This is a genomic window from Paenibacillus albidus (assembly GCF_014644435.1).
Classification (GTDB): domain Bacteria; phylum Bacillota; class Bacilli; order Paenibacillales; family Paenibacillaceae; genus Paenibacillus_AQ; species Paenibacillus_AQ albidus.
Genome location: NZ_BMKR01000009.1, coordinates 243,620 through 256,039 on the forward strand (window position 1 = coordinate 243,620; position 12,420 = coordinate 256,039).

At 43.7% G+C, this 12,420-nt stretch carries 10 protein-coding genes and 3 pseudogenes; all 13 read right to left on the reverse strand.

Annotated elements, in window-relative coordinates:
- Positions 1 to 3 precede the first annotated feature (3 nt).
- The 13 genes and pseudogenes from IEY53_RS13430 to IEY53_RS13485 all read right to left on the reverse strand — a co-directional run bounded on the left by IEY53_RS13430 (position 4) and on the right by IEY53_RS13485 (position 12,087).
- The gene (locus IEY53_RS13430; protein WP_189025639.1) at positions 4 to 879 is read right to left on the reverse strand and encodes a carbohydrate ABC transporter permease; all 876 of its coding nucleotides are present in this window, start codon (positions 877 to 879) and stop codon (positions 4 to 6) included.
- A 12-nt stretch (positions 880 to 891) separates the two neighbouring features.
- A complete protein-coding gene (locus IEY53_RS13435; protein WP_189025641.1) occupies positions 892 to 1,821 on the reverse strand; it encodes an ABC transporter permease in 930 nt (309 codons plus the stop codon).
- A gap of 80 nt (positions 1,822 to 1,901) precedes the next feature.
- The gene (locus tag IEY53_RS13440; protein WP_189025643.1) at positions 1,902 to 3,506 is read right to left on the reverse strand and encodes an extracellular solute-binding protein; all 1,605 of its coding nucleotides are present in this window, start codon (positions 3,504 to 3,506) and stop codon (positions 1,902 to 1,904) included.
- Positions 3,507 to 3,751: 245 nt separating this feature from the next.
- Positions 3,752 to 5,962 (reverse strand): helix-turn-helix domain-containing protein, encoded by a 2,211-nt coding sequence (locus IEY53_RS13445; RefSeq protein WP_189025645.1) that lies wholly within the window; start codon positions 5,960 to 5,962, stop codon positions 3,752 to 3,754.
- 155 nt (positions 5,963 to 6,117) lie between these two features.
- A pseudogene (locus IEY53_RS13450) lies at positions 6,118 to 6,285 on the reverse strand (SUMF1/EgtB/PvdO family nonheme iron enzyme); the annotation flags it as partial.
- A 68-nt stretch (positions 6,286 to 6,353) separates the two neighbouring features.
- The gene (locus IEY53_RS13455) at positions 6,354 to 6,554 is read right to left on the reverse strand and encodes a hypothetical protein (RefSeq protein ID WP_189025647.1); all 201 of its coding nucleotides are present in this window, start codon (positions 6,552 to 6,554) and stop codon (positions 6,354 to 6,356) included.
- 52 nt (positions 6,555 to 6,606) lie between these two features.
- Positions 6,607 to 6,927, reverse strand: coding sequence for a GntR family transcriptional regulator (locus tag IEY53_RS13460; protein ID WP_308424220.1), 321 nt, complete (start codon positions 6,925 to 6,927; stop codon positions 6,607 to 6,609).
- 316 nt (positions 6,928 to 7,243) lie between these two features.
- A pseudogene (locus tag IEY53_RS36300) lies at positions 7,244 to 7,443 on the reverse strand (DUF255 domain-containing protein); the annotation flags it as partial.
- A 332-nt stretch (positions 7,444 to 7,775) separates the two neighbouring features.
- Positions 7,776 to 7,961, reverse strand: a complete 186-nt coding sequence (locus IEY53_RS13470; protein ID WP_189025649.1) for a hypothetical protein — start codon at positions 7,959 to 7,961, stop codon at positions 7,776 to 7,778.
- Positions 7,962 to 8,394: 433 nt separating this feature from the next.
- Entirely contained in the window at positions 8,395 to 9,603 is a 1,209-nt protein-coding gene (locus IEY53_RS13475) for an MFS transporter (protein WP_229696130.1), read from the reverse strand.
- A gap of 12 nt (positions 9,604 to 9,615) precedes the next feature.
- Positions 9,616 to 10,479, reverse strand: coding sequence for an ABC transporter ATP-binding protein (locus IEY53_RS35095; RefSeq protein ID WP_229696136.1), 864 nt, complete (start codon positions 10,477 to 10,479; stop codon positions 9,616 to 9,618).
- A gap of 30 nt (positions 10,480 to 10,509) precedes the next feature.
- Positions 10,510 to 11,424, reverse strand: a pseudogene (locus IEY53_RS35100) (ABC transporter transmembrane domain-containing protein); the annotation flags it as partial.
- Between the two features lie 108 nt (positions 11,425 to 11,532).
- Complete coding sequence (locus IEY53_RS13485; RefSeq protein WP_229696131.1) at positions 11,533 to 12,087, reverse strand: MarR family winged helix-turn-helix transcriptional regulator; 555 nt, start codon at positions 12,085 to 12,087, stop codon at positions 11,533 to 11,535.
- Between the last annotated feature and the right edge of the window lie 333 nt (positions 12,088 to 12,420).

The following is a 12,420-nucleotide window of genomic DNA, read 5'->3' on the forward strand; positions in this document are numbered from 1 at the left end:
TCTTTATCCTTTTAACGCTCCGATCATCATGCCTTTAACAAAATACTTTTGCAAAAACGGATAGAGGGTCAAAATCGGAATTGTTGCAACGATAATAACCGCATATTTGATCGTTTCTGCCACTAATCCTTTATCGAACGAATCGGACCCAACCAACATTGCTTCGGTATTGTTTTGCACTAGGATATCCCGCAATACAAGCTGCAGCGGATACAAGTCACGGTCGCGGATAAAGAGCATCGCGTTAAACCATGCATTCCAGTGGCCGACTCCATAAAAAAGCACCATAACAGCGACAACAGGCAGGGATAACGGCAAAAAGATTTTGAATAAAATCGTCAAATGCGAAGCCCCATCTAATGTTGAAGATTCTACAATCTCCTCTGGCATGTTCATAAAAGACGTTCGCATCAAAATTAGATTAAACGTATTGACGGCTGTCGGTATAATGAGTGCCAACAACGTATTGTCCAGATGAAGACTCTTGACAGTCAAATAATAAGGAACCAGGCCGCCGCTGAAGAACATTGTAAACACAATGATCATCATTATGGTATTGCGCCAAAGCACATCTTTGCACGACAAAAAATAGGCGCCGAGCGAGGTCATAAACAAATTGATTGTTACTCCCGAGACAACAATGATGATCGTATTCAAGTACCCGCCTGTAATCATCCGGTTTTCCAGCACCAATTTGTAGGCTTCCAGCGAGAAGCCGGCCGGTTTCAGCAGCAACCCCTGATGGGCCATAAAATCTGCTGGATTGCTTAGTGATGCGAACAATACATACAGGATTGGATAGGCGGTAATTAATGAAAGCAACGAGAGTATCAGTACATTTGCGACAATAAATCCTTTTCTGCTGATGCTTGGTTTCACTCCCTCCACCTCCTACCATAAACTTGATTGATTGATTTTTTTACTGAGCCAGTTCGCCCCGACAAGCAAGGTAAAATTGATCACCGAATTGAACAAACCTACGGCAGAGCTGAAGCTCCATCCAAATTCTTGCAATCCTTTCCGGAACACATAGGTCGAGATAACGTCCGAGGACTCATAAATAGCCGGATTGTAGAGCAAAATAATTTTCTCATAGCCTACACTCAAAATGCCGCCTATTTTTAAAATGAGCAGAATAATGATGGTCGAAGCAATGCCAGGCAGTGTTACATGAAGCGTTTGCTTCCAACGACCGGCGCCATCAATCGTTGCCGCCTCATACTGCCGCGGATCGATGGAGCCCATCGCAGCCAAATAAATAATCGATCCCCAACCAATTTCCTGCCAAATCTCTGACGATACGTAGATGGGAACGAAATAATCCGGATTATTCAGCATCGTTACTTTGTCTCCGCCGAAAGGGCCGATGATCGAATTAACAATTCCAGTATCACGGGTAAAATCGATGATCAGTCCGCACACCACGACTAATGAAATAAAATGCGGCATATAAGTAACCGTTTGCACGAACCGGGAGAAAAAGCGGCTTTTAACTTCATTAATCAACAGAGCCAAAATTATTGGGGCCGGGAACCCGAAAACTAGTGAAGTCAGACTGATGACAAGCGTATTTTTAAGAATGCGCCAGAAATAATAGCTGTCAAAAAACTCCTGAAAATGTTTGAGTCCGACCCATGGACTGCCCCATATGCCTTTAGTCGGCACATAGTCTTTGAAAGCAATAATTGCGCCATAGATTGGCAAATAATGAAAAATAATATAGTAGAGTAGTACTGGCAAAACGATGAGATACAATGAATAATTTTTCAGCCAGTCCTTGCGGACTTTACTGCGCATTGTCTCACGGACATGCACACTCATGTTTACACCTTCTTCCTGTTTGTACGCCGGGCAGGAAAATGCAACTGGAGTACCATCCTCCCCGGCCGACAGCCATGATGCTATCTATTGTTGTATCGTTCCAGCGCAGCCTGCTGCATGCTGATCGCTTTTTCAATCCCAAGCTTTTTCATTTGCTGTACGTAATTGTCAAAGTTGCTGATTGGTTCCGTACCCATGATGAATTTAAGTAACATTTCATTTTCATAAGTCGTTACTTCATTCATAATTTTGGCCAGTTCACCCTGATGCTCTTCGGCAACAAAAATTGGAGGCAGAAAATGTTTATCCGCATCCGTATCCGCCCATACCTTTACCGCTTCTGCCTGTGCCGGGAGCATAGTTTGCATTACACCCGGATTCTGGATGAACGGCCCCATATCATGCGACAACGTGTATTGTGCCATGGCCTGGCTAATGGGCAGTTTGTTAGGATTGTTTAGGATGAGATCGGTAAACACAGGTTTACCGTTATCCATCGTATAGCTTATACCTTCAATGCCGAAGTTGGCGAGTCGCATCCCCTCTTCGCTGTACAAGTAGTCCAAGAATTTGGCAGCCGCTTCTTTATGCTTACTGTTGGCCGCTATCGCCGCCCCGAAAGCAGTGTAGGGTAAGGAATATTGCCCAAACTGTGGATGATCACCCTTTTTCAATACCGGATACGGGGTACCCATTACCTGGAATTTCGGATCTTTCTCCTTCATAGCCGACGTCCATTTCGCCACACCGCTGGCTGCACTTGCAACGGTTGCACCTGATTTGCCATTCATAATGTTGGCATCCACCGTTTTCGTATCCAGTGTGGCAAAGTTGTTGTCGAGCAATTTTTCGGAGAACCATTGGTTCATCGTTGTAATGAACTCTTTATACGCCGGCTCAATCGGGCCGTATTTAACCTTCCCTTCATCCAAATAGAAGCCTTTGGTAATACCGTAGGCACCGATAAATGTTCCCCATGACAGAACACTCTGGATATTCCAGTACGGACTAAACGGAGCTTCCGCACCTTTCTTTTCTTTGAATGCCGTAAGCACGGTATGCCATTCGTCCATCGTCGTCGGCACCTGGAGTCCAAGATCGTCAAGCCAGTCTTTACGGATAACCGGTCCAGCGGATACAAGCATACTTTGATCGCCGCGAATAAATGGGAATGAATAGTAGCTGTTTTCATCTGTCGTGACCATTCTGTTGATTTCCGGATTAGCCTGCAAATACTTGGACAAATTCGGCGCTTGCTTCAGCTGCAAATCGTTCAACTTCGTGATTACTCCATCAGAAAACGCTTTCTCAGGACCTCCGGGGTATTGGGTCCAATTGTACCAAATGATATCAGGCAGGTCGCCGGAAGCAATCATCAGATTGAACTGTTCTGCTTCTCTGCCGGCTGTGGGATGAATGTATTCTACTTCCACGCCTGTACGTTTTTTTAGTTCTTTGGCAAATTCCGTTTCTGCAAGATTTTTGACAGTAGCTGAAGTATTGGCATTCAACGGAACCCAATATGTGAGCTTTACATCCCCGCTGATCGGATAAGCTGCCCCCTCAGTTTTATTCTCAGATTCTTGCTTCCCCTCCGGTTCATTCCCTTTCGTACACCCTGCCGTTGCTCCGACAAGCATGGCCGCAACTGTGAGGAGCAATATCCCCTTAGCACGTTTTCTCATTGTTAGCCTCCCCCATGTTTTTTGCTGTAGTTTTGCAAAGTCGACGTCGACTGTTTTAAGTTTAGTTGCGATATCTTGGAGCCGAAAGAGACAGAACCTAAAACCGTGGGACAATATATCAAAACCGTGATTCATGCTGGAAAAATCGCATTTATGCGAGGGGACAATAGGTAAAAGCAAGGGACATTATTACGAAAAGAAGGCCAACCAGGAGTTTCTTCTGGCTGACCTCATGTCGTTATGCATTATTCAATCATCTCTGAATATTTGCCTGGGGTAACCCCTTCATATTTGGTGAAAATGCGGCGAAACGTACGAACGTTTGCATAACCGACCCTCAGAGCTACGGCCTCCATATTCATGTCCTGTTCCTTCATGATTTGTTTCGCCTGCTCGATCCGGTATTTTCCGATATCATCCAGCAGTGACGCTCCTGTAACATCTTTGTACAGTTTGGATACATAAGCCGGATGCAAACCGATTTGCTCAGCAATGGATGCGATGCTCAGGTTAACGTTATTATACTGGGCTGCTACGATATCTTTAATACTTTGCATTACGTCATTCGCCCGTTTTCCCACCTGTTTTTGTCCTACAGAATCGCAAATGCTGCGTAAAATGAGTTTCAGCTGGTTCTTCATTTCACTAACCGTCTGGCTACCCAGCAGCCGGTCAAGCGGATTAAGCTCTTCCAAAAAAGCGTTGTCATACATGCCGCTTAATCCATTAATCGTTTTCATCATCGTACCGATCAGATCTACAAACAGACATTTGGCAAGTTTAAGCGGAAGCTGTCGCTGCTCTAGGTTGTCCTTAAATATTTCGTCGATAATCGCTTCTGCCGTGACATAATCGCCTACCTTGATGCAATTCATCAACGCTTGCTCTTTCTCAAGCGGATAATAATACTCGCCCTTGGCACGTGGCATCACCATATCACTATAATCCATGACTCCACTCACACCGTAAATGCTTTGGTATTCCAGGACCTCAAGCGCTTCGTAGTACGCCTTTGAGATTCCCGCTATCGATGTATGCAGGTGACTCAGCGCAATCGTCACCGGAACCCGGTAATTTCTTTCCATAAATGTCAGCATTCTGCCTGCGACTTCAAAGAGTTCCTGCTTCCATGCAAGCTCCTGCCTATCTTGAAAATTGACCAGACAAACGATAAAATCGTCCATCTCCATAACAAAACCTTGATGAGTTTGTCTCGCCAACTCTTCTGTCACATTCATTACCGCAAAGCGCACTAGCGAAGGAGAGATAACGTTGTAATCTTCTACATTAATGATCATGACAGCAAACTCATCAGATATGAAGGCGATTTCATGCAAATCCATCAACTGTTGCAGCGGAATCGCATTATCCCGGCCTTTGAGCAGTTTCTCGATAAAATGACTGCGCATAACGCTCTTTTGCCGCCATAGTCTGCTACCCATTTCTTTATTTTCCAACAATGTGGAATGAATCGCATGTTGCATATAATAATACTCGTTAAAATTCTTGCTGCCGGTCCTATCGCCGTTTTTCCTTTCTTTGAACATATCGAGCATTCCACGCACAGGCGAATAGTTTCGACGTACGAAAGCATAAGTTAGACCGCCGCCCACAAACAGGCAAATGAGCAAACTCACCATTGTCACTTTTTTGATCCACTCTAACTTATCCCAATAGATATGCTCAGGCATCATTATCATATACTTCCAATCCGTTGCACCTGAGCTAATATAAGAGATGACCAACTCCTGGTCACCATCCTGCACCTTGAGCACACCGCTCTTGCTGCCTAAATCGCTGTATGACACAGGGAGTGGGCTAGCCATTGAACGGGTGGAGGCAAGCACCTGATTATTACTATCGATAATAACAGCCGCACCGTTGTGTAAATAGTCTTCTGCATTATCCACCCAAAACTTCGCCTGGTCCAGAAATATGACGATGTTTCCTTGACTCGTTCCGTACTTCCCTATCGGAATCGAGCGAATAAAGACCAGATCGTTGCCAAGCTTCACAAAATTACCTTGAAAATAGCCGTTCATATACCTGATCCAAGCACCATATTCTTCGCCCCCCGCCCCATACAAACTATGAAAGACGGATTCACTAGAATTGCTTAAATCCGGTGTAATAATCGTATCCGTTGCTTTGATATAGACGAAATAATCATTCCACCGATTCGATGATTTGAACACCTTCAGGCTTTCAAATGCTTTATAAAGTGTAAAATATTGTTCTGACTTCAGCGGTTCCCGAATGGTCAACAGCTCCTGCACTTGAGGGTTAAGGGCGATTTCCACACTTAAATGATTCGCATCCTCTAGCAGTGTATCCATATCTTTTTGCATCTTGAGCAAGATCAGATTATTCGATCGGTTAATTTCATCCACGATCGTTTGATTTGATTTCACATAAATAAAAACACCTGTCAATATGGGTACGAGCAGAATAGTCATATACGATATTAGCCATGAGAATATGATACTGTTTCGTTTAAAAAACATTTTACGCCCCCGTCCGCCCCTGTATACTACTACAAAGTTATTATAGCTAGCCGGTATACTTCTGTCTAAAAAATTTGGCGGACCTTGGGTGGGGAACAAAATACCACTTATATAGATTTGGCAAGTCGGAATCCAAGGTCATCGATGGTAAATGACAGATGACTGCGACGACGACACGAAGGCCCGCAACCTCTGGCCTCTTCAGCCCAGCTACCACCGCGAAAAATTCGGTAGGAGCCGTATACGTTCTGATCGTATAAATCCCAGCACCACTCCCTCTGTAAATTTTGCTCGTTCTTCCTCGATATACTCATCTTTTGTTTTAAACACTCGTTCCTTTCTTTCAGCTAATTGAGGAGCCGAAAATCTCAAGAATATTATATGTATTCTCGTAGCTGCGGATAAAACCCTTCTGAAAAGCTGTACAGGCAAAATACTGCCGACGAAAATTAGAGTTTTCCTCCAGCGTCATATTTAAATGACGAACAGCCTCGTTTTTACCATAGCTTTTGATCAGGCCTGAGCATTCAAGAATCGCACTCACTTTCGATCAGCCCCTGTCCGTTCTTTAATCATCTCAATAACATCCTCATTGGTCATTCCCAACTTCCAGCCTCTTCGAGCAATTTCAAAACCATCTCATCATACAACCGGATTCGCCTTTTGCCCATTATCGTTTGCTTGGCCCCTTTGGCAACATACATACCCAGCCCTCTTTTCTTGTATAGAATTCCCTCACTCACAAGCAACCCAATTCCTTTCACAGCGGTAGCCGGATTGATCTGAAAGGTGCTTGCAAATTGCGCCATTGAGATAATCTGATCATCCTCCTGGTACATTCCATTCAAAATGTCATCCTCAATCATTTCGGAGATTTGTTGAAATATGGGCTGACTTGAGTCAAAATTTGTCTTCATTCAATCACCCTATCGGTATGTTGGTATTGCAACACACTAAAATGCTGCTCCAAGGAAGTGTCAAGCCTTAATGAAGAACAAAAAGACACTCCTGCTTAGATGAAGGGAATTCAGTGATTCTTTGCTGTATGTTCATCGGTCAGACCCGTACATGCCGCCCCGGTACATCGACTCCAGCTCTTCTCTACTATACGCAGCGCTTCCGGCTGGTTATAACGTCTGGCTGTACCATCAGATTATGCGACGAAGGAAACCGCCAGCAGGTCATCCCCGAGCTGGTCCCATCTGCGGTGAATCCGCTCCAGCACATCCATCAGCCAATGCGCCCGAATATCTGCCGCTTCGGAAAAATAAGCCCCCGCAAAAACGGCTTCTTCTCCGGCGTCAGAGCACCGTCAGCGGCCTCCCCTGCTCCCCACGGTCGACCTTGATGACGACAGAGTGATCGTTAAGGAGCTAGGCGACTTCTTGGTCTTCAAAGGATTCTCGCTCCATTACGTGACACCAATGGCAGGTACGTGTGGGTCAATGACTAGCTATACCAATGTTGTTTGAAACATAGATCATTGGTGCATCTCCTATCATTTTTAAAACTAAGCAACTTATCCTTATACAGACCTTGCATATTCATAATCTACTAGAAATTTTTAAACTTCTAAAAATTCTTAGTCATCAAAAAAAAGGGATTGCCTAAGCTCACCGATATGAGCTATAGTATTTTGATTATTGCTAAAACCGACAGTTCCATTCGTGAATCATTGAAGAAAAGGTATTGAGCGGAAAGCAACCGTTCAAGCATATGAGCCCCAAAAAAATTATATCCAGGAAAATAATGGCATGTGATGATATCAGCTTACCCCTCGCAACTTCAGCAGCTTGTACGAAATTGTAAAACATCCATTCACCGGAACCTTGGAGTATGAGCCCTTCGCCAAGTAATGAAGTGCTTCAACAGAACGTTCAAATGGAAACACACTGTCAATAATCGGGCGAAGTCCGTTTTGTTCGATCGCATAGTTCATCTTAACGAACATATCACGGCTCCCAACGTTTATAGCTTGCAAACGAGCTTTCCTTAGAATTGCCGGAATAATCTCAAATCCCTCCACGTGAAAGCCCGACGTCGTAACCCATGCTCCTCCCTCCATCTACAAGCTGCCCAAACGGGATAAAAAGTTCTATTACAGTCGTGTCCAGTCCCCCTCATTGCTAACTTTCCAGAACGGATTCGTTAGTGCCAATCATATTATCTCAAGTTATTTCGTAGAACTTGCCAAGCGTAAGCCACAATTTGCCGAACAATTATGTGTAACGAACCTTGGATTTTGTCCAGTTGTTGAATTGAAATCAGATGAGTAATCGTTAATCTCAGCAAGAGAATAGTAAAGGTAACTTCAAAATGAAGTTACCTTTACTAAACAATCGTTATAATGTCATTTCATCGTTTTTTGTTTATTGATCACAAATTTACTGGCTGTTTAACTCCCCTGCCTCCTCATGATCAATAAGACATGCTGCTAGCAACCCAATGCACAGAATACATGCCAATAGAAGAAACGTAATTAAATAACTTGCATTATTCATCAATTGAAGCGAGATAATCGGACCGAAGCTTGTGCCTGTAAACAATATAAAAGTATATACGGATACAGCTATCCCGCGCATCTTGCCGCCCACTTGCCCAACAAGCGAAACAAGTGAAGGAACGGCTAGTGCGATCCCCCCCACAAAAAGGATGCTCATCACAATAAGAAGTGGCAGATTAGAAATCACCCCCATAGACGCCAAACCAATGATCGCTAGCAACAATCCACCGCGAAGCGTTATACCTACGCCGACATGCTTGGATATTCTTCCCGCGAATGGAGAAACGAGCATGCCTAATATGCCGATAATACGGACAGAAAGAATTTCTTGCTTGCTTAGCTCATATGGAGCTGTACTTAGATAGTTACCCAGCACTGTATACATGCTTACAAAAGACATAAGCAGAACGAATGCTACTAGATAACATAACACCAATTGTTTTTGAACAAACACTTTGCCAATTTGCTTAATAGGCTCCCAGATATTAGCGTGTACCTGCTGGATACCTCCTTTGGGAAGGAAGAAGAACACTATTGTGGCGGTCACCGCATAAACAACGGCAAGAATATAAAAAACAGCGTTCCAGCCATAATGCTCACTGAGTATACTACTAACCACTTGACCAACAATACCTGCAATCAGAAATCCTGTACTGATAAAACCAATGGTAGTTACCCGTTTTTCCGCTGGATACATCTCAACCGCATAGGCAAGTGCTACTGGAGAGAAGGTTGCTGCTGCTGCTCCCTGTAGTCCTCTTAATCCTAAAATCCATGCAAAGCTGTGAACGGTTCCCAGAATTAATGATATCAATGTCAGGAAAAGGAGCCCTGCAAATATAACAGTCTTCCGTCCGTATTTATCGGACAGCGCGCCATAGATTAAGCAACCAATGGCAAAGCCTATCGAAAAAGTACTTCCCGCAGCGGCAGCATTCGTCGTGGAAATTTCAAAAAGCTGTGCAAACAATGTATTTAGCGGAATCGTTACGTATAGACTGGACATGACAACAAGGCCGGTCCAGCAAAGGATAATGGTCATAAGCGTATAATTTCTAGTTGCACCCGTAGCATTGATTGGATTGTTCATATTACACCTCAATTATAAAATTTGTTCGAAGTTAGATTTCGTTGGAAATTGCATCTCGTATAGTTCCTTGTATCGCCCATTTCGGCGGAGTAGGTTTTCATGATTTCCCAGTTCCACAATCTGTCCATGCTCCAATACAACAATTTGATCGGCATTTTGAATCGTGGAAAGACGATGGGCGATAACCAGACAAGTTCGACCTGGAAGAAGCACAGATAACGCATGCTGAATATGTTGTTCAGATTCCGTATCCAGAGCAGCCGTAGCTTCGTCCAAAATAAGAATGCGAGGATTGGTCAAGAAAGCTCTGGCTATTGACAATCTTTGCTTTTGTCCTCCGGAAAGCTTGACCCCTCTTTCACCGATGGGCGTATCATAGCCCATTGGAAAGGCTGAAATAAATTCATGGGCGTTTGCGGCATGGGCAGCCGCTTTAATCTCATCTTCTGTGGCCTGAGGTCTACCGTACGCAATATTTTCACGTATCGTGCCATTGAGGAGGATTACGTCCTGAGATACGATCCCCATCTGCTGACGAAGCGACTTCACCGTCACTTCCGTTAACGGATAACTGTCAATATAAATGTCCCCTCGCTGAACGTCGTACAAACGGGCAATCAAATAAGCAATCGTTGACTTTCCTGATCCTGACGAACCAACCAAAGCCGTAGTTTGGTTACATGGAAGCCGCAATTGAAAGTTTTGTAGAATGGGATGTCCTTCTTCATATGCAAACTCAACATCATCAAACACAATTTGTCCTTTTACTGGCGGTAGAACAATCGCTCCTTCCTTATCGTAAACCTCTGGAACGGTTGCTAAGACTTCTTGAATGCGCTCGAATGCTGCTGCCGATTGCTGCACTTTGGTAATCATTCTGCTAAAGGAGCGGATGGGCGCTTGCAACAAACGTAAGTAAGCTAAGTAAGCTACGATATCACCAACGGACATGTTCCCATGCATAACCTGCCACGCTCCGAACAGGAGCACCGACGTCATACCTACATAATTCAGCCAATCGATAATTGGCGAGAAAGTTTCCGACAACCTTGAAGCAAGGACTGTGGCTATTCGATGCTGTTCGCTCAATGCCTCGAACTGCTTAGCTTCCGCATCTTCACTTGCAAAAGACTTGATCATCCGTATGCCTGACAACGTATCTTGAAGTGAGTTGTTTAACTGAGCTGATATGCGACGTACCGCTCTTTAGGCACTCTTAATGCGTAGGCTGAAATATCGTGATGTTACAAATAAGAAAGGCAAGGTAATAAGTGTAATTAATGCTAGTTGCCAGTCCGTATATAATAAGTACCCCACGATCGCAGCGAAGGTTATGACATCCGCTATGATGGACAGGCTATCGGCTGAAACCAGTTCCTGTAGTTGATTTACATCACTCGTTAACCTTGCCATAAGATCCCCGGTCCGATTACGATCAAAAAATTTCAGATCCAAACTTAATGTGTGTTTGTGCAATTTGTTTCGCAACTGGAGAATTGCCTTCTGACTAACAATTGTCATTACATAACTGCTACTGAAGTTAAATATCCCCAGCAGCAATGCAGCTAGCAGGATAAGACCTCCCGTTTCTAGTAGCGCGTAATACCTTTTTTCAGGGATGATCTGGTCTATGATCTCTTTAGTTAACTGAGGGATCATAAATTCAAGAATGGAAATGGCTATCACTGTGACGGCACCAAGCATAAGCAAGACCCATTGCGTCCTTGTGTGCAAGAACATCTCCTTAAACATGATGCGCAGCGATATAAAATGCTGTTCACGACTCTGCTGCTGGTCCCCGGAATGCCGAGTTTGTTTCATTTTGAATCACATACCTTCATGTTGTAATATCCATCACGGTTATCAAATCAGATCATATCCATCTCTGATCTCATGTAATTAGATTATCTAACTATATGACCAAAAAAATTATCTACCCGATCCAAGTCGTTCTTCTACGCTTGCATTTAGTTTAACCAACACTTTTTGGAACACCGCTTGCTCCTCTTTATCTAATTCATCAACAAGGGATGCGCAAGTAGACCAGAACGTAGGCAATATTTGATTCACAAGCGTACTGCCTTCAGCGCTAATACGAACGTGAGTCATGCGACCATCCTTGGCATATGGTTCACGAACAATCAAATTTTTTTTCTCCAGCCATATTAACAAGGCCGTTACAGACGATCGACGAATCCCCAATCGGTCTGCTATGGATGAAGGTGTAACCAACTCCTGATCTGCGTGAAGGGATAATAGGAGTAATAGATCCAGCTTGCTCTCCGTGATGTCAAAAGCAGCTAAATCAATATCCACCATGTCTAAAATGTTATCTCCCAGCCAGAGCATAATTAGTCCCAGATGCGCTGAATTTAGATTGGTATCGGATGAGGCTGTACGCTCCATCAACTTCAAATAAGGTGATGTTCCAAGTCTCGGTAATTGTTGCTCGGTCGTATATTCCTTGGCAGGCTTTCTTTTCAATTTGTATACCTCCTTACTCCTATAGTTAGATTATCTAATTACATTGAATATAACTGATTTCTTTTATTTTTGCAAACCAGATTAAGAAAAAAAGGTAACCCAAGAGACAGAGTTACCTAACATCATGTATTCGAGAAATGTACAGAATTCCGAAAAACTAATTCTTGAATAATCTGGATCTGATTCTTCAAGATCGAAACATGTGTCCGGATACTCCTACTTCCCCGAAATCCCTCTGCCGGATCGAGGGCGTATGCCCAACGCGTGAATATAATGTTGAACTAAACCGCTACGCGGTAGCTTTTCAAACTCACAAACCTTTTCTGCCAGTTT